Source organism: Glycomyces sp. NPDC050141 (assembly GCF_055586545.1).
Window position 1 is genome coordinate 1 of the sequence record NZ_JBVJHZ010000012.1, and the last position, 17,278, is coordinate 17,278.

Genomic DNA, 17,278 nt, shown 5'->3' on the forward strand with positions numbered 1-17,278 from the left:
GGGGGGGGTGGTGGGCCTCCTCTCCCCCCTCCCCCCTCCCCCCCCCCCCCCCCCCCCCCCCCCCCCCCCCCCCCCCCCCCCCCCCCCCCCCCCCCCCCCCCCCCCCCCCCCCCCCCCGCGTCGTTAGTCCCGGTATCCGATGACGGCCATCATCCCGGATTCGCCGTGGTACAGGTTGTGGCAGTGGACCATCCACCGACCGGGGTTGACCGCGTCGAAGTCGACTTCGAGGGTCTGATCCGGCAGGACGATCGCGGTGTCCTTGCGCAGACCGGTGTCGGCGAGCCCGAACGTGTGCCCGTGCAGGTGCATCGGGTGCCACATCCGGCCGTTGTTCACAAAGCGCAGCCGCACCCGCTCGCCCTCCTCGATGGCGTACGGGTTGTCCAGGTCGTGCGGCGTGCCGTTGATGGCCCAGTCGTAGTCGTCCATCGAACCGGTGAGTTCGAGGTCGATGGTCCGGTCGGGCTCGCGCGCTTCCATTGCGACGCTGTCTGCGGGTGCGAGCTCGTCGTAGGCGAGCACGTGGCCGGTCAGCTCCGCGGGCGCGAAGTCAGCGGCCGGAGCCTCGCCGCTGCCGGTGCGCACCAGTGCCCGTCCGCGCATCTGCTTGCCTTCGGCTTCGGCGACGAGCGCGAAGACGCCGTCTCCCAAGGTGACGACCGCGTCGTAGCGCTCGCCCATGCCGATGAGAATCGCGTCGGCCTCGACCGGCTCGCACGGGAAGCCATCGGTGTGGGTGACGGTGAGCCGGTGCCCGGCGAGGGCGACCCGGAACGCCGTGTCGCCCCCTGCGTTGATGAAGCGGATGCGAACGCGCGCACCTGGTTCGGCCTCGAACACCTCGGGGTCGGCAGGGAGGCGGCCATTGACCAGGTAGTGCGGGTAGTAGACGTCTCCGGCGTCGCCGCCGAGGAGGTCGGATTCGGCGCCCATGAGCATGTGGCCGTCGGTCATGAGGCCCATGTCCATGCCGCCGTGGTCCATCATCATGCCCGCCTGCAGTTGGTCGAGGACGTCGTCGGGGGTGCCGGTGACACCGTCCATCCAGTCGTCGAGGACCACGGTCCATTCCAGGTCCCAGTCGACGGCCTCGTCGGGGTCGTCGACGATGAGCGGTGCGTACAGGCCCCGGTCGAGCTGGGTGCCGGAGTGCGGGTGGAACCAGTAGGTGCCCGGGTCGGAGGCGGTGAACTGGTAGGTGAACGACGCGCCCGGCGCTATGGCCTCTTGGGTGACGTCGGGGACGCCGTCGGCGTCGCAACGGAGCTGGAGGCCATGCCAGTGGACGGTGGTCGCCTCGGGCAGGTCGTTGACGAGGACCGCTTTGACCTGCTCGCCCTTGGCGACGCGGATCGGAGCGCCCGGGATCTGGCCGCCGTAGGACCAGGTCGGGACGACCAGGCCGCCGAGGTCCACCTCGGAGGCGATCGCATTGAGCTGGAACTCCCGGACGGCACCGGGATTGCGGGCCGCTTCGGCTTCGGCGACCCGCTCGGAGTCGGCTTCGACGAACGACGGTTTCGGCTGCTCGTCGTTCGAGCAGGCGGCGAGGGCGGCGAAGGGCAGCGCGACGGCGCCGCCGCGCAGCATGGAACGGCGTGTGAACGCACGCATGATGATCGGCCTTTCGGATGGCTTTGCTGTGGACGGTGATTCAGGCGTTTATCCCCGTGCGGGGGCCGAATCTAGATCCGCAGCACCGCGATCCGATTGAATTGGACTCCGGTGGACCGCAATCGCGGCGGAGGCAGCCAGCGCTGCGCGGGTACGCGCCTGATCCGTTCCGGGGCCGCGATGAGCCGGTCCCACAGGCGCGACCATGCGGCCGAGCGGAAGAACTCGATGGCGAGCCGGGCGAGGATCGCACCGCAGACCATGAGGCCAAGTGCTGATAGCAACGCCGACAGGCCGGAGTCGTCCTCGACAGGGTCCGAGTCGGCCTCCATGGCGTGCCCGTGATGGGCGCTCAGATCCGTCACGACGATCTGGCCGTGGTCGCTGTGCCCTGTGTGCCCGAAGGAGTGCATCGCGATGACGCCGAGCATCAGCACGGCAATGAGCCCGATGCGGGTCAGCTTCCGTGGCACAGCTTCATCCTACGTTGTTTCGGCAGCTCATCGGTCTGGTCGTCTCCCAGTTCGACACCACGAGCGCTTACTCGCGATTGAGGTACGACCCGGCAAGGTGCTCGTCCCAGGACAGGTCCCAGGTCGTGAACCCGTCGCCTTGCGGGAGGGCCCGCCCGGTGTTGGTCACGATGACCGGATCGCCCCAGCGGACGAAGTTGAAGATCCATTCGCCCATCTCGTCGGTGACGTTGATGCAGCCGTGCGAGCCGTTCTCCTTGCCGAGCCGCGCCTCGGCCCAGGGCGCGCCGTGCAGGTACTGGCCGCTGAAGGTCAGCCGCATCGCCCACTTGACGTCGAGGTCGTAGCCGTAGAGGTCCGAGACGAATCGAGACTCCTCCTCGCGGCTCATGATGGTCATGGTCCCCTCGTAGGAGCGGGCGTCGTTGCCGTCGATCTCGTCGGCGCCTAGGGAGATCGGCATCGTCTGCACGACTTCGCCGTCGAGGAAGGCGCGCAATTCCTTGGTGGTGTTGTCGGCCTCCAGCAGCCGGGCCTCGGCGTCGGTCGTGAAGGTCGTCCCCTGGTCGAACTCGCCGTACCGGCCGTTGCCGAGCGGCAGTCCGCCCAGGCCGAGCCGCACCGTCACTGCGGTGTTCGGCTGCCAGTACTCCTTGGGCCGGTACTCGAGGGCGCGCCCGGTGACCCAGTGCCAGGACCCCTCCTGCGCCGGTACGGCAGTGACGAACAGGCGCCGTTCGACGGCGGCCCGGTTCTCCTCGGGAACCTCGAAGCCGGCTTCGAAGCGGAAGGCGAGGACCGCGGCCTGGCCGACGACGGAGTCGCCGCCGGGCAGGTAGTTCTCGATGGCGACCCGGTCGGCCGGGGAGGCGATGGTGGTGAAGGTCGTCTCGGCCGTGACCGGGTTCCCGGCCTCGTCCTCGGCGGTGACCGTCGCGGTGTAGGCCGTCTCCCACGCCAGGGGCCCGGCCGGGACCCAGGTGGTGCCGTCGGGGTGCATGGCGCCTTCGACGGGATTGCCGGCGGCGTCGCTGAGCTTCACCTCGGTCACGGAGCCGGCCTCGACGGTCCAGCCGATCTCGGTGGCCGCAGTCGCGTCGGTCGCCCCGTCGGCCGGCGTGACGGTGAGCTGTGCAGGACTGACGGCCCCTTCAGCCGGGGCCCCTTCGCTTTCGGAGGTCGTCTCGACGGTGCCGCTCTCGTTCGAGCAGGCGGCCAAACCGGCCATGGAGATTCCGGCGGCGCCGGCGGCAAGCGCGCTGCGCCTGGTCAGTAGCGAACGTCCATGCATCATGTCTACTATTCTACATAGTAGCTCTTGAATTGTGGCCGCCGCTGGCGTCGTGTCGCCGGAGGCATATGTCGGTGAAGGTAGTGCAGATGCAACAACCGGTGCGCCAAGTCGTCGAATCACCCATACCGGACGGGGTCTGGGAGATCGTCGAGCCGCTCATCCCGCCCGCTCGAAAGCGGGCGCAGGGCGGCGGCAGGGCCAAGATCGACGACCGGGCCGTGCTCGCCGCGATCGCATTCGTGCTGACGCGCGGCTGCGCCTGGCGGTGCCTGCCTCCCGGATCCGCCGTCTCCCACCAGACCGTGCACAGGCGCTTCGCCGAGTGGTCCCGGATCGACCTGTGGTCGAGGATCCACCGGGCGGCACTCGACCGGCCCGGTACCGCGGACCAGATCGAATGGGCGAGGGCGATCGCGAAGCTGGCGGCCGACCGGCATCGTCCGACCGACCCGGCAACCCTGAATCCGATGGGCAGCAATGTGACCGATCAATCCCACCGAGGAGCGCCATGACCTCCATGCCGACACCCGCTTCCCCCGCCCCCATGCGTCCGAGACCGCGAGCGCGCGGTCTCGGCCCCGGGGCGGTCTGGGCGGTGCTCGCCGCCGCCACGGCCTACGTGCTGGCGTTCAACCCCACCGACTCGACCTCTGATCCCACCGGCCCGTGCCTGTTCCACCTGGCCTTCGGGATCAACGGGCCCTTCTGCGGCGGGACCCGCATGTACTGGTACCTCGTCCACGGCGATCTCGTCGAGGCGTTCCGCCACCATCCGGTCGCGCTGATCGGTGTGCCGTTCGCGCTGTACGCCCTGATCTGGTGGACGGCCGTGGAGTGGTTCGGGCGCCGCCCTCCCGCCCTGCGCCTCCCGCGAGCCGCCTACGTCGCCTACGCGGGGGTGTTCCTCCTGTTCGGACTGGTGCTCCGCAACCTTCCCGAAGGACCGTTCACGTGGTTCAACATTCCCTATCTCGGATGATCAGCGAACGCTCAAGTGCACGTGGTTGGTGTGGTCGGAGTTCGGTTCGCCGGTGCCGAGGTTGTACGCCCTCCAGCCGGTGGCGGGCTGCCAGATCTGCTTGTACCAGATGACGTACTGGACCCCGAGCGCGTCGGCGTTCTCGACCAGCCACGCCGCCAGGTTGTCCCCGTAGGTGAAATCGTCGCCGGAGGCCACGCCGCCGAAGCCGCCCGCCTGCGCGGCGAGGTCGCAGGCGCGGCCTTTGCCGTGCTCGCCGGAGTACTCGACGCGGAAGCACTTGACGTAGCGGGTGAACCCGGCGAGCTGGATCTGTTCCAGCGCATGGAGCGTGCGCGGCGTCAGGCACCCGCTGGTCGTGGGGTCGCTCTCGGAGCAGGACTCGAAGGGCAGTGTGCCGTCCGAGTCCCGCGGCGCCGGCTCGGCAGCGGGGAAGTCTCCCGCCGAGGGGCCGACGGCGCTGTCGCCGCCGGAGGCGGCCATCTCGCGGGCGGCCTCGTCCCTGGCGGCCTCCATGTCCTCGGCGAGTTCCTCCTGCTCGGCGATGTTGTCCTCGAGCGTCGCCCTCGTGGCCTCGATCTCGGCGAGCCGGTCCGTCAGCTCCGCGAGGCGGTCGGCGCGCGACTCGCCCAGGAACTGGAGCGCGGTCATCGCGTCCAACGCGTCGTTCGGGTTGCCGGAGGCCATGAGCGCGGCGGTCGACTGCATGTCGGAGGCGGTGTAAGCGATGTAGGCGTATTCGCCCAGTTCCTCGTGCAGTACCGCGACCTCGACCTCGGAGTCTCCGAGCTCTTGCTCGAGATCCTCTTGTTGCTGCTCCAGGGCGGCGAGTTCGTCCCGTGCGTTCAGGTAGTCCTCGATGGCGCCGCTCAGTGAATCGGAGGCGCCCTCCTCCTGTGCTGAGGATTGCGCGGCGGGAGCGGCGACGAGGAACGCAGCGGCGAGAACCACGACCGGGAGGGAGGAGCGGATCCGCTTGGCGGCGTGTGCCGTAGCGGCGTTCGCGGTAGAGGTCAAGACGGGGTCCTAACGAATAGTCGGTTCGACAGGGGTCTGCGACACCAACTATCTACTATCATGAATAGTAGTTCTCATCCACCGGTGAGGGATAAGGTTCATACCGAACAGGGAGGTGCCGATGCGCAGGCTAGGCGAGCTTGAGGCCGCGATCATGGAGGTGCTGTGGTCCGCTTCCGATCCGGCCACGGTCCGCGAGGTGCTCGGCGAGCTTGACCGCGACCCCGAGCCGGCCTACACGACCGTCATGACGGTCCTGGACAACCTGCACCGCAAGGGCAATGTGACCCGCGAGCGCGCCGGGCGGGCCTGGGTGTACCGGCCCGCGCAGTCCCGCGAGGAGTTCGACGCCGAGGCCATGGTCGCCGTGCTCGGTTCCTCCTCCGACCGCAACGCCACGCTGCTGCGCTTCATCGGCAAGATCAGTCCCGACGAGATCGCCCGCCTGCGCGAGATCCTCGATGCCCCCGAGGGGCGCCGATGACAGCGGCGCTGATCCTCCTCGCGTACGCGGCGCTGCTCGCCGTCCTCGGCCCGCGGCTGCTGGATCGGGCCCGATGGGCCGTCGCCTCACCGCGGCTGGCCATCGCCACCTGGTTCGCTCTAGCCGTCTCCTTCGTGCTGGCGCTGGTGCTCGCGGGGGCGGCGATCGTGGTGCCGACCGAGGCGTTCGCGGGAGGCGCGGCTGGGGCCGTCGGGGACTGCGTCCTGGCCCTGCAGGAGCTGCACGGCGAGGTCGGAGGCGCGGTCATCGCGGTGATCGCCGCCGCCCTGACCTGGGCGGTCCCGCTGTGGGTGGCCGCCGCCGGCGCCATGGTGGCGCGGTCCACGGGTGTCGAGCGCTCCCGGCTGCGCCGCGCGCTGGCGAACACCCCCCGGAACCGCGACCTCGGTGCGGTCGTGATCGAGTCGCCGTGTCCCGCCGCGTACTGCATCCCCGGCAAGGAGGGCCTGATCGCCATCACCTCCGGCGCGCTCGCGCTGCTCGACCGGCCCCAACTGGACGCCGTCCTGGCGCACGAACGCGCCCATCTCACCGGGCACCACCACCTGCTCGTCGCACTGGCCCATACCGGGCATCGCGCCTTCGGGCTCCTGCCGCTGTTCGCCCGGCTGCCCGAGCGCATCGGCCACCTGGTCGAGCTCGCCGCCGACGACGCCGCCGCACGGAGCGCGACACGCAGCACCCTCGCGCGCAGCCTCCTGAACGTCGCCGTGGCACAGACACCGGTCGAGGCGCTGGCCGCCAGCGGCGGCGACACCGTCGCCCGCATCGAGCGGCTGCTCGACGCGCCGTCCACTCCCGGCCCGGCGGGTGTCGGCACGATCCTCGGCGGCAACGCCGCCGCCGTGGTCACTCCGGTCCTGATCCTCGCCACTCCGATCCTCACGGCCGTCAGCTTCGCCTGCTGCCAGGTCTGACACCTCGTCCGGGCCACAGACTGGCAGCGCTCGCATTTATCTACTATCCTGCTTAGTAGACAAGGGCTGGATCGAGATGAGGTGCGATGTTCGAACCGCTGCGGGCGAGCCGGATCCAGGGCGAGACCGGCCGGACCGAGATAACCCTGGTCACCGAGCCCCGCTCCGACTTCTGCGACCGGGCTAAAGAGGTCCTCCACTACCTCTCGGCCGAGTTCGAGCTCACCGTCACCGAGATTCCCCTCGCCAGCGACGAGGGTCGAGCACTCGCGATTCAACACGCCATCCTGGCCGCGCCCGGCCTGCTCGTCGACGGCGTGCTGTTCAGCTACGGCAAAGTGGACGAAGATCGGCTCCGCATGACGCTCGCGTCCATCCGGCCGATCGGCGGCTGAGATGGAGTACATGCTGTACCTCCTGCCGATGATCGCCTTCGTCGTCGCGCTGGTGTTGTTGACGCGCACGGCCGGCCGCCGCAAGACGCCTGGCGGCGACGGCCGCGCTGTCCACCCCGACCATTGGGCCGAGATCGCCGCGCTGCGAGCCGAGGTCGAGCAGCGGGAACGCGAGGCGCAGGAGCGGTGACGAGACCGGCGAGTCGACGCGCGGTACTGGCCGCTGCCGGAGCCGCAATGGTCCCGGCCGCGTGTGCCGCCCCCGATCCCCGCACCGACACGCAGCGCGCTGCGGACGCCGCCGGGGAGGGCACCCTGGAGTTCATCGAGGTGCCCGACCGCGCGGAGCCGGTCGAGATCACCGGGGAGCTCCTCGACGGCTCTGACTTCGACCTCGCCGACTGGGCGGGGAGCGTCATCGTGATCAACTTCTGGGGATCCTGGTGCGCCCCCTGCCGCGAGGAGGCCCCCGAGCTGGTCGCCGCCTACGAGTCGCGTCAAGCCGAAGGCGTCGAGTTCCTCGGGGTCGACCTGCGCGACGAGGTCGACGCGGCCGCGGCATTCCACGAGCGGTACGGCATCGAGTACCCCAGCCTCTTCGACCCGGCCGGCGAGACCATCCTCGCCTTCACCGACATCCCGCCCAACGTCGTTCCGGCCACCGTCATCCTCGACCGCGAGCTCCGGACGGCGACCGTGTTCCGAAAGACCATCACGCAGCGCGAGCTCGAGTCCTTCATCGACGAAGTCCTCGCCGAGGCGACCTAGCGTGGCCGGGACCTTCGCCGAGATCGCGCAGACCGGGCCCCTGCTCGCGGCCGTCGGCGTCGCCGCGCTCGCCGGACTGGTGAGCTTCTTCGCTCCTTGCATGCTCCCGCTCGTACCGGGATACGTCTCGTATGTGACCGGCCTGGCCGGGGCCGACCTCGACGCCGTTCACGACCGCCGCTCCGGAAACACGGCGGTCAAGATCCGCGGCAGCGTGCAGGTGCGAGTCCTGGCAGGCGCCGGGCTGTTCGTCCTCGGCTTCACAGCGGTCTTCACCACGATCGCTTACGCGGTAGGGGAACTCGGGCGAGCACTGCTGGTCAACGCCCGCCTGATCGAGGTCGTCGTCGGTGTCCTGATCATCGTCCTGGGCCTGGCGTTCCTCGGCCTGGTTCCCGGGCTCGACCGCACCGCGCGCATCCGCAAGCTGCCCGCCGTCGGTCTGGCGGGAGCGCCCGTGCTGGGGGCGACGTTCGCACTGTCGTGGACGCCGTGCCTGTCGCCGACGCTCACGGCGGTGCTCGGCCTGGCCGCCGTCGAAGGCTCGGCGAACCGCGGCGCGGTCCTCGCCGCGGCCTACTCGCTGGGGATGGGGCTGCCGTTCATCGCGTTCGCCCTGGGGCTGCGATGGATGATCGGCGCGGTCGGCTTCATCCGACGACATGGCCGCTGGATCACCTGGGCCGGAGGGATCCTGCTCATCGCTGTGGGCATCGCCCTGGCGACCGGTGTCTGGACCTTCTTCATCAACTGGCTGCGCGTGGCCGTCGGCCCCGGCCAGATCGGGATCTAGGGGGTGAGGGTCACGGTGCCGAACCGCCGCCGCATCGCGTTCTGGCTGGTCGCCCTCACTGCGCTGCTCGCCTTCAGCCATCTGTTCGGGTCGACCGGCGACCCCCATGCGGTGATCTCGCCGGACCACCACACCGAGGAAGCCGACGAGCACCCGTCGTCCCACGACGACGAGGCGCCCACCTGCGGAAAGGCGTCGCCGCCGACCCTGAACCTCCTCCCGCCCCTCGAACTCGCACCGCATACCGCACTTCTCCGCGACGCCACCGCGGTCCCGGCCGTCCACTGCCGAGCCGCCGCGGGTGACCGGCCACCGCCGGACCTCGTCGCCGTCCTCCAGGTCAACCGGGTCTAGAGACCGAAACCCGCAAGCGCCGCCCCGGACCGATCCGGGCACCCGCGCAACGGGCACCTCTCCGACCCTCTTCCCTTCCCGGGCCCTGCCTCGATGCCGGTCCGGGCGACCTGAGACGAAAGGCAGCAATCGCCATGTGCGGATTCGTAGTCCGAATCGGAGTCGACACCGACCCCGGTGAGCCGGGCCTCGCCGACCTGCTCCAACTGATCCACCACCGCGGCCCCGACGAGACCGCGGTCGACCCCGCCGAGTCGCCGGTCCGGATGGGTTTCAAGCGCCTCTCCATCATCGACGTCGCCGACTCCCATCAGCCGATGCGCTACGACGACGGCAACCTCTCCATCGTCTTCAACGGCGAGATCTACAACTACCTCGAACTGCGCGACGAACTCGTCCGCAACCACGGCGCGGTCTTCGCCACCCGCGGTGACACCGAGGTCGTCCTGGCCGGGTTCCGGCACTGGGGGCTGGACCTTCTCCAGCGGCTGCGCGGCATGTTCGCCTTCGTGGTCTACGACCGCGACGCGGACTTCGTCTTCGCAGCCAGGGACCCCTTCGGCATCAAGCCGCTGTACTGGACCGAACACCGCGGTGCGGTATGGCTGGCCAGCGAGAAGAAGGCCCTGCCCGGGATCGACAGCCCCGACCTCGTCGACACCGACGCCCTGGGCCACTACGCCACCTTCCAGTACCCGCCCGAACCCGCCACACTGCACCGAGGCGTCCACCGGTTCGAGGCCGGCCATTTCGCGCTGTTCCGGCCGGGCACCGATCCGCGTCCGCAGCGGTACTTCCAGCCGATGTTCCGCCCCGCTCGCGTCGACGACGCCGAGCGGCTGCACGCCGAGATCGCCGAGGCCCTAAGCGAGTCGGTGCGGATCCACATGCGCTCGGACGTGCCGGTCGGGGCGCTGCTGTCCAGCGGCATCGACTCCACCACCATCGTCGCGCTCGCCCGCGAACACAACCCCGACCTCCTCACCTTCACCGCCGCGTTCACCGATCCGGGCCTGTACGACGAACTGGAGGTGGCCTCGCAGACCGCGACCGCGCTCGGGGTGAAGAACATTCCCGCGCCGGTCTCGGTCGAGGACGTGATCGCGGCGTTGCCGACGATCGTCTGGCACCTCGACGACCCGGTCGCCGACCCGGCGATCGTCCCGCTGTACTTCGTCGCCAAGACCGCCGCCGAACACGTGACCGTCGCCCTCGGCGGTGAAGGCGCCGACGAGCTCTTCGGCGGCTACACCATCTACCGGGAGCCGCAATCCCTGCGTCCGGTCACCGCCCTGCCCGAAGGCGCCAGGCACCTGCTGCGCCGCGCCTCCCGGGCCCTGCCCGACGGCGTCAAGGGCAAGAGCTTCCTCGAGAGGGGCACCGCCGAACTCGAGGACCGCTTCATCGGCAACGCCAAGATCTTCACCGGCCAGGCCAAGACCGAGCTGCTGCGCCACCCCGCACCCGACTACCGCGACGTCACCTCGCGGTTCTGGCAGGAGTCGGCCCACCTGGATCCGACCACCCGCATGCAGTACCTCGACCTCCACACCTGGATGCGGGGCGACATCCTCGTCAAGGCCGACCGGATGTCCATGGCCCACAGCCTCGAACTGCGCGTGCCCTTCCTCGACAAAGGGGTCTGGGACGTCGCCTCCCGGATCCCGGTCGAACACCGACTCTCGGGAACGCAGACGAAAGTGGCGCTGCGCAGGGCCGTCGCGAAGCTCGTCCCGCCCCCCATCGTCGAGCGACCCAAGATGGGTTTCCCCACCCCGCACCGGCAATGGCTGGCCGGGCCGATGTTCGAATGGGCCGATCAGGTGTTCGCCAAATCCGGCTGCGGGCACCTGCTCGACCTCGAATACGCGCGCCGCCTCCTGCGCGAGCACCGCGAGGGCCACGACCAGGCCCGCAAGATCTGGACGGTCATGGTCTTCTGCCTCTGGTACGACCAGATCGGAAGCCGCTCCGCGCCGTAATCGCCCGCCGCGCTCAGTCACGATCAGCCGCATCTCTAGAATCGTCACTGCCGCACAGGAACGGCCTCCAGCAGCGCGTCGGCGAGCGCGGTCATCTCATCGGCCGCGCGCTGCTCGTCGACCTGCGTCTCGTCCCACGCTCCGAAGATCGCCAGGCTGTAGCGGTAGTCGGTGCCGACCATGCCGGTCGAGACCAGGAAGCGGTCGGGCTTGCAGCAGCCCCAGCCCTGCTTGACCGCCGAGGCGAGCCCGTCCGCGGCCGCCGGAATGCCGAAGGTCTGGTCGAACCCGTCCGCGCCCAGCTCCTCGATGGCGGCCAGCGAGTCGAAGATGATCTGGCGTTCGCGGTCCGGCTGATCGGCACGGAGGTACTCGTAGATGCGAACCACGTCCGATGCGGAGATCAGCGTGTCGCCCCACCGTCCCCAGTCGGGAGACGGTTCGGTGTACCGCAGGTCCATCACGAGCGCCTGCTGCTCGACCACGGCGGGTCCGTTCAGTCGCCCCCACAGTTCCGAGGCGATGGTGTCGTCGCTCTTGGCGAGCATCTCCGTCACCTCGGCGACATCGGCCTCCGCTTCGAGGGCGGCCACCGCGATCAGCAGTTTGACGACCGACTGGGAGTAATGGACCTGGTCCGCGCCGAATGTGATCAGCGGTCGGCCCTCGATGGAGTCGTAGAGCGAGAAGCTGAACTCGCCCGTCAGTCCCAGTTCCCGGATGAGCTCCTCGCCGACGGATTCGGGGCGGAGTAGTCCGGCCCGGAACTCGGATGCGGCCGGTACGTTCCCGCCGACCGCCGTCCGGGATGGTGTCGTGAGCGCATTCCCGACGATCACCGACGTGGTCAGGATCGCGAGGGTCGCCAGCGCAGCGATCAGCGGGTGGGTGACGATGAACCTGCGGACCATTGGTGTCCTTTTCGGAATGAGTGCGTTGCGGTCTCCGCTGTCGCAGGCGCGTGCGCTGGGAGTTCGCAACTCGGCCGATCGCGGGCACCGCGACGAGACCTGATCGGTCGGCGACCGGCCCCGCATCGCCTCGCGCCCCAGACGGGCGGGAAGGCTCGCACACTACTACGATGCTTAGTATAGTGGTGGCCGGGCTTGGCACACTTCAGGTCGGGTTCGGCCGGACACCGGAACTTCAGCCCCCTTCGCGTGCTCATGCCCCAGGTCCCCATCCGCCGAACACCCGCGTCGCACCCCGACCTCCCCGAAGGAGCACCCTGCTCATGAAGTCGTCGACTGCTCGTCGCAAATGGACCTCTGTCGCCGTGATCGGCGGCCTCCTCGTCTCCGCGGTGGGCTCGGCCCCCGCGTGGGCCCAGCGGGACACCGAGGAGATCAACGACGAGATCGAGGAGACCGACCAGGACCTGACCGCGGCGGTCGAGGAGTACAACCGACTGGCGCAGGAAGCGGAGGACAACCGCGACATGATCGCGCAGACTCAGGAGTCCCTGGAGGCGGCCGAGGCCGACTTGGACTCCCTGCGCGGGCAGCTCGCCGACTACATCACCGCAACGTACGTGGACCAGGGGATCGGCGACGCCGCGCTGCTGCTCGAATCGGGCTCGCCCGACGCGTTCGTCGAGCGCCTCGACCGACTCAATTCCGCGAACCTCTACAACTTCGACCTTATGGACGAGCTCAAGACCGCCTCTGAGGAGTACACCCTCCAGCTTGATCTCCTGAACGACCTCCAGACCGACCTCGACGAGCAGGAGGCCGACCTGGAGCAGCAGCAGGACGAACTCAATGCCCGGATGGGCGATCTCGAAGAGGAATGGCAGGCCGCCGCGGGCGACGCGATCACCGACTACGACCTGCCCTACATGACCGACGACGAGTACGCGGTCGTCTCATACGCGCTCGATCAGGTCGGCAAGCCGTACGTGTGGGGATCGGCCGGGCCGGACTCATACGACTGCTCGGGCCTCATCCTGCGCTCCTACGCGCAGATCGGGATCGAGCTGCCGCACAACGCCGCCGCCCAGTACAACGAGACGCCGAAGATCAGCCGCGACGAGCTGCAGCCGGGAGACCTGGTGTTCTACAACGACCTCTCCCACATGGGCATGTACATCGGCAACGGATTGATCGTGCACGCCCCGAACTCCCGCACGGTCGTCAAGGTCGTCGAACTCGACCACGGCAACGTCTGGTACGGCACGACCACCGTCCTCCACTAGCGTTCCGTGACCCCGCCGTGGACCGTGGTGCGTGTTACAGTCGCGGATGCCGTCGGCCCCGTTCGCGGCAGAGTTCCCGTCGATGATGCGAGGTGTCCACTGGACCGCAGGCGATTCGCGCTCTGGCTGGTGGCAATCGCCGCACTCCTCACGCTCGGTCACCTGCTCGGTCCGCAAAGCGACCTGCACACGATGTCCCTGCATGACCACGAAGTCGAACAGGACCACGCGGACGCGCCCTCGCACGACCACGGGGCACACACATGCGGCCTCGCAACGCTCCCCGACACCAGTGCCGACGCACCTGCCGACGGCGCAACCGACCCGCTCATCGCAGACTGCGCGAATCCGGCTGCGCCGGTTGCGGACACCGTCGACGCCAGGGACCGATCCCCCACCGATCTCGTATCCGAACTTCAGGTCAACAGGGTCTAGGAGCGGCAGCCCGCAACGGGCGGCCTTCATCACCTCCGACCCTCTGGCAGTGCTGCGCGCTGCCGAACGACCTGAAGCGAGGGACCATCCATGAACCAACCCCAAGACGCCCGCGTGCCGTTCGACCGGCAGGCGCCGCGCGGACGCGCCCACGGGCGTGAGCCGTCCCCCGAGATCGACGACCGCTACCCGCCCCGGCGACCCTCCCGGCGCTATGGCACCGAGGGCATCGAACGGCGGTCTGCATTCGACCTCCCCGAAACGCAAGCGGGGAGTGCACCGACGGCCGGGTACTACTCCGCTGTCACTCCCCAGCGGACCATTCCACGTGCAGGTCGCGCGGCGGGCCTCGCTCCCGCTGAACGGCGGGGTGGCGGTCCGGCCGAGTCGTGGGCCGATCCGTACCCGGACCAGCGGCGCGGCGGTGCCCCTGCGGCCGACCGCGTGCCGACCGGGCGCGAAGCGGACGACGACTGGGACACGCACGTCTTCTCCCTCCTCACCGACCGGGCTTCCACCACGGCCGCCGCCGACCGCCGCGACCGGGCGCCGTCCTCGTCTCGGACTTCGTTCCTCGATGGCCCGAACGACACCGAGGAACCTCACGACATCGCCGGGGGCCGTACCGAGGCCAGACTCGCACGCCAGGTCGCCGCGATCGCCAGCCTGGCAGCCGGTGTCGTCCATGTCTTCGCCACTCCGACCCACTGGGCGGAGTGGCTCCTGGCCGGGATGTTCTTCGCCGCCACCGCAGCGTTCCAACTGCTTTGGGGGCTGCTGGCCCTCCGGTTCGGGAACACCTTCATCAAGGTGGCGGGGCTGCTGGCCAACCTCGGCTTCCTCGGGCTCTGGGTGGTCAGCCGCATGTGGGGAGTGCCGTTCGGCCCGCACGCCGGCGTACCGGAGGCATTCGGTGCGGCCGACCTGATCGCCGCTGCAATGGAAGTCGCCATCGTCGTCGGGCTGCTGTGGTCACTCCTGCCGCGCGAGCGCCACGGCGTCCTCACCTCGGGAGGGTATCGAGCGGTCGTCGTGCTCTCCTTCGTCGCGCTCGGCGCGATGGCAGTTCCGGGAGCCACTGCCGCACTTGAACACAGCCACTCGCATGATGCCGAGACTGCCGACATGGAGGACGACGGCCACGACCACGAGCACGGCACCGACGAGTCGACCGACATGGAATCCCCGGCGGACACGACGAGCGCCGACCCCGAAACCGAGGAGTCCGAGCCGGCCGAGGACCATACCCACGCCCCAGGCGAAGAACACGACTGAGCCGAACGCCCACCGTCAGTGGGGCCCGAACTCGTGCATGGAGTGGCTGTGTTCCTTCGAGCAGGCGCAACGAGGGCGCCACCGGGGTCGATGCGGCGGTCTCGACGGACCCTGACCGGTCAGTCCTTGCAGGTGTCGTCGGTGCAGCAGTCGTCCGTCTTCGCGGTGCCCGCCGCGGGTGCGCAGTCGTCGCAATGCTCGCCCTTCCAGGCTTCGATGCCCTCGCGGACGGCGACGGCGGCGATGACCAAAGCGGCGACGGGGTCGGCCCAAGACCAGCCGAGCGTGGCGTTCAGCACCAGGCCGATCAGCAGGATCGCCGACAGGTAGGTGCAGAGCAGTGTTTGGACCGAGTCGGCGACGACGGTGGCGGAACCGAGCTCGCGGCCGGTGCGGCGTTTGGCCCAGACCAGCAGCGGCATGACTACCACCGAGACGGCGGCGATGCCGATGCCGACCGGGGACGGCTCGGACTCGCCCCGGCCCAGGAGGGACCGGATGGCGTCGAAGGCGACCCAGGCGGCCAGGGCGAAGAACGAGGCGGCGATGAGCTTGAGCGCCAGTCGCTCGCGCGATTCGGGCAAGCGGGAGCGGAACTGCCAGATCACGATCAACGCGCTCGAGACCTCGACGAACGAATCGAGGCCGAACCCGATGAGGGCGGTCGAGGACGCGGCGGCGCCGGCGGCGATCGCGACGACGCCCTCGACGGTGTTGTAGCCGGCGGTGGCGTAAGCGAGGCGGCGGGAGCGGGCGTTCAGGACCTGGCGGCGCTCGGGGTCAGGAGCGCTCATGCCGCGGCCCCGGCGGGGTGGAGGACGGCGGGGTGGCCGGTCGCGGTGAGCATGCTGTCAGCGGCTTCGAGCAGATCGAGCAGCTCGGTGCGGGCGAGGCTGTAGTAGACCTGGCGGCCCTCGTTGCGGCCGACGACCAGCCCGCAGTCCTTCAGGCAGCCGACGTGGGCCGAGACGGTGGACTGGGCCAGACCCAGCTCGGCGACCAGGTCGGCGACCCGCAGTTCGATGCGGGCCTCGTGGTCGGCGAGGCGGCGGACGATCGCCAACCGGGTGGGGTCGGACAGGGAGTGGAACAGTGCCGCGGCCGGGGGGAGTCCGGCCTTGATCTCGTCGGTGAGGCAGATACCCCGCCCATCTTTCATCGTCATATGACGATGATATCGCCAAGTTCCGATGTTGTCGAGATCCGAACTCTTCGAGCCCGACGCCGCTTATCGGACCCTGGATGACCTGCCAGGAGCTATCCCTCCGGCGTCCCAGCGGTGGCCTTTGTCTCCCAGGTGGTGCCGCCGTCGGTGGAGCGGTAGAGGTCGGCGTTGTAGGTGCCGGCCCAGAGGACGTCGGGATCGGCCGGGTCGACGGCCAGGTGGCCCACGGCGTCCTCGGCATCGTCCAAGACCCAACCGGTGTCCCGCCAGGTCTGCCCATCGTCGTCGCTGAGGATCAGACCGGTGCCCGCGCCGTAAGCGACGACCCGCCCACCGGAGGGCGCAACGGTCACGGCCGTCACCGGGCCGCCCGCATAGAGATGCTCCCAGGCCGCGCCGCCGTCATCGCTCTTGAACAGGCCGTTCGGCGTTGCGGCCCAGACGGTCTGGGGGTCGACCGGGTCGGCGGCCAGCGAGTAGACCCCGCCGGTTTCCATGACGGCGGCGGCATCGACGCGGTTCCAACTGGTGCCGCTGTCGAAACTGGTGTAGACGCCGGCTTCGCCGTGGCCGTTGAAGCCGAAGACGCTGCCTTCGGCCCCGACGCTCATGGCGTGGAAGTCGACCTCGCCGGACAGGGCGGTCACCTCCCAGTTGGCGCCGGAGTCGGTGGAGGTCATGAATCCCAACGGGTTGGGCAGGTCGGAGCCGGGGGCCGGGTGCCCGGAGCTGAACATGACGCCGGCCTCGGTTGGGTGGGCGGAGAAGCCCATGAAGTCATGGAGTGTCTCGCTCGCGTAGCTCCACTCGTCGCCGTCGATCGCGATCAGACCCTCGTGGGTCGACACGTAGACCGTTCCCTCATCCCAAGCCGCGATTGCCAGCCCGTGCAGGTGTTGGAAGCCCTCGACGTCGCCGCCGGGCTCGGCGGTCTCCGGTTCGGCCGTACATCCGGCGACGGCCAGGGCGACCGCACCGATCAAGACCGGGAGACTGCGTGCGAGGCGCGGGCATCGAACACTCATGGATCACTCCGTAGCGGGCTAGTTGTGCTGTCCGGGCGGGGCGGGCGGCGACCGTCACGGGTGTGCGACCCATTCCCAGTGAATACTATC

General features: G+C 69.4%; 21 protein-coding genes. 13 read left to right on the plus strand and 8 right to left on the minus strand.

Annotation, left to right across the window (positions count from 1 at the left end):
• Positions 1 to 123 precede the first annotated feature (123 nt).
• The 3 genes from ACZ60M_RS09640 to ACZ60M_RS09650 all read right to left on the minus strand — a co-directional run bounded on the left by ACZ60M_RS09640 (position 124) and on the right by ACZ60M_RS09650 (position 3,384).
• Positions 124 to 1,617 (minus strand): multicopper oxidase family protein, encoded by a 1,494-nt coding sequence (locus ACZ60M_RS09640; protein WP_465416474.1) that lies wholly within the window; start codon positions 1,615 to 1,617, stop codon positions 124 to 126.
• Positions 1,618 to 1,688: 71 nt separating this feature from the next.
• A complete protein-coding gene (locus ACZ60M_RS09645) occupies positions 1,689 to 2,090 on the minus strand; it encodes a hypothetical protein (protein WP_465416475.1) in 402 nt (133 codons plus the stop codon).
• 67 nt (positions 2,091 to 2,157) lie between these two features.
• Positions 2,158 to 3,384 (minus strand): L,D-transpeptidase, encoded by a 1,227-nt coding sequence (locus ACZ60M_RS09650; RefSeq protein WP_465416477.1) that lies wholly within the window; start codon positions 3,382 to 3,384, stop codon positions 2,158 to 2,160.
• Between the two features lie 86 nt (positions 3,385 to 3,470).
• Between ACZ60M_RS09650 and ACZ60M_RS09655 the strand changes: the two genes are divergently transcribed.
• Both ACZ60M_RS09655 and ACZ60M_RS09660 read left to right on the plus strand, forming a co-directional pair.
• A complete protein-coding gene (locus tag ACZ60M_RS09655) occupies positions 3,471 to 3,896 on the plus strand; it encodes a transposase (protein ID WP_465416479.1) in 426 nt (141 codons plus the stop codon).
• Between the two features lie 32 nt (positions 3,897 to 3,928).
• Positions 3,929 to 4,363: a DUF2752 domain-containing protein gene (locus tag ACZ60M_RS09660; protein WP_465416481.1), complete on the plus strand. Its 435-nt coding sequence runs from the start codon at positions 3,929 to 3,931 to the stop codon at positions 4,361 to 4,363.
• Here ACZ60M_RS09660 and ACZ60M_RS09665 read toward each other — a convergent pair whose 3' ends face one another.
• The gene (locus tag ACZ60M_RS09665; RefSeq protein ID WP_465416483.1) at positions 4,364 to 5,380 is read right to left on the minus strand and encodes a VldE C-terminal domain-containing protein; all 1,017 of its coding nucleotides are present in this window, start codon (positions 5,378 to 5,380) and stop codon (positions 4,364 to 4,366) included. It lies immediately after the preceding gene.
• 121 nt (positions 5,381 to 5,501) lie between these two features.
• On the opposite strand from ACZ60M_RS09665, the gene ACZ60M_RS09670 reads away from it, so the two are divergent.
• From ACZ60M_RS09670 to asnB, 8 genes are all read left to right on the plus strand, one after another.
• Complete coding sequence (locus ACZ60M_RS09670) at positions 5,502 to 5,864, plus strand: BlaI/MecI/CopY family transcriptional regulator (protein WP_465416485.1); 363 nt, start codon at positions 5,502 to 5,504, stop codon at positions 5,862 to 5,864.
• Positions 5,861 to 6,802, plus strand: a complete 942-nt coding sequence (locus tag ACZ60M_RS09675; RefSeq protein ID WP_465416487.1) for a M56 family metallopeptidase — start codon at positions 5,861 to 5,863, stop codon at positions 6,800 to 6,802. Before ACZ60M_RS09670 ends, ACZ60M_RS09675 begins: the two co-directional genes overlap by 4 nt.
• 86 nt (positions 6,803 to 6,888) lie before the next feature.
• Positions 6,889 to 7,197, plus strand: coding sequence for a thioredoxin domain-containing protein (locus ACZ60M_RS09680; protein ID WP_465416489.1), 309 nt, complete (start codon positions 6,889 to 6,891; stop codon positions 7,195 to 7,197).
• A 1-nt stretch (position 7,198) separates the two neighbouring features.
• Complete coding sequence (locus tag ACZ60M_RS09685; RefSeq protein ID WP_465416491.1) at positions 7,199 to 7,387, plus strand: hypothetical protein; 189 nt, start codon at positions 7,199 to 7,201, stop codon at positions 7,385 to 7,387.
• Positions 7,384 to 7,965: a TlpA family protein disulfide reductase gene (locus tag ACZ60M_RS09690; RefSeq protein WP_465416493.1), complete on the plus strand. Its 582-nt coding sequence runs from the start codon at positions 7,384 to 7,386 to the stop codon at positions 7,963 to 7,965. The genes ACZ60M_RS09685 and ACZ60M_RS09690 overlap by 4 nt, the downstream gene beginning before the upstream one ends.
• A 1-nt stretch (position 7,966) precedes the next feature.
• Positions 7,967 to 8,758, plus strand: coding sequence for a cytochrome c biogenesis CcdA family protein (locus tag ACZ60M_RS09695; RefSeq protein ID WP_465416495.1), 792 nt, complete (start codon positions 7,967 to 7,969; stop codon positions 8,756 to 8,758).
• 15 nt (positions 8,759 to 8,773) lie between these two features.
• Positions 8,774 to 9,112 carry a hypothetical protein gene (locus ACZ60M_RS09700; protein ID WP_465416497.1) on the plus strand — a complete coding sequence of 113 codons (339 nt, stop codon included), beginning with the start codon at positions 8,774 to 8,776 and terminating at the stop codon, positions 9,110 to 9,112.
• A gap of 134 nt (positions 9,113 to 9,246) precedes the next feature.
• Entirely contained in the window at positions 9,247 to 11,094 is a 1,848-nt protein-coding gene (gene asnB, locus ACZ60M_RS09705) for an asparagine synthase (glutamine-hydrolyzing) (protein ID WP_465416499.1), read from the plus strand.
• A gap of 44 nt (positions 11,095 to 11,138) precedes the next feature.
• On the opposite strand, the gene ACZ60M_RS09710 is transcribed toward asnB, so the two are convergent.
• Entirely contained in the window at positions 11,139 to 12,005 is an 867-nt protein-coding gene (locus tag ACZ60M_RS09710; protein WP_465416500.1) for a serine hydrolase, read from the minus strand.
• 323 nt (positions 12,006 to 12,328) lie between these two features.
• Here ACZ60M_RS09710 and ACZ60M_RS09715 point away from each other — a divergent pair, with 323 nt between their 5' ends.
• From ACZ60M_RS09715 to ACZ60M_RS09725, 3 genes are all read left to right on the plus strand, one after another.
• Entirely contained in the window at positions 12,329 to 13,288 is a 960-nt protein-coding gene (locus ACZ60M_RS09715) for a C40 family peptidase (protein WP_465416502.1), read from the plus strand.
• Between the two features lie 129 nt (positions 13,289 to 13,417).
• On the plus strand, positions 13,418 to 13,723 hold the full coding sequence (locus ACZ60M_RS09720) for a hypothetical protein (RefSeq protein WP_465416504.1): 306 nt from the start codon (positions 13,418 to 13,420) through the stop codon (positions 13,721 to 13,723).
• Between the two features lie 90 nt (positions 13,724 to 13,813).
• Complete coding sequence (locus ACZ60M_RS09725) at positions 13,814 to 14,998, plus strand: hypothetical protein (protein WP_465416506.1); 1,185 nt, start codon at positions 13,814 to 13,816, stop codon at positions 14,996 to 14,998.
• Between the two features lie 119 nt (positions 14,999 to 15,117).
• Here the strand turns inward: ACZ60M_RS09725 and ACZ60M_RS09730 are convergent, their stop codons facing one another.
• From ACZ60M_RS09730 to ACZ60M_RS09740, 3 genes are all read right to left on the minus strand, one after another.
• Entirely contained in the window at positions 15,118 to 15,792 is a 675-nt protein-coding gene (locus tag ACZ60M_RS09730; RefSeq protein ID WP_465416508.1) for a cation efflux transmembrane domain-containing protein, read from the minus strand.
• Complete coding sequence (locus ACZ60M_RS09735) at positions 15,789 to 16,163, minus strand: ArsR/SmtB family transcription factor (protein ID WP_465416509.1); 375 nt, start codon at positions 16,161 to 16,163, stop codon at positions 15,789 to 15,791. The genes ACZ60M_RS09730 and ACZ60M_RS09735 overlap by 4 nt, the downstream gene beginning before the upstream one ends.
• Before the next feature lie 92 nt (positions 16,164 to 16,255).
• On the minus strand, positions 16,256 to 17,188 hold the full coding sequence (locus tag ACZ60M_RS09740) for a F510_1955 family glycosylhydrolase (RefSeq protein ID WP_465416511.1): 933 nt from the start codon (positions 17,186 to 17,188) through the stop codon (positions 16,256 to 16,258).
• Positions 17,189 to 17,278 lie beyond the last annotated feature (90 nt).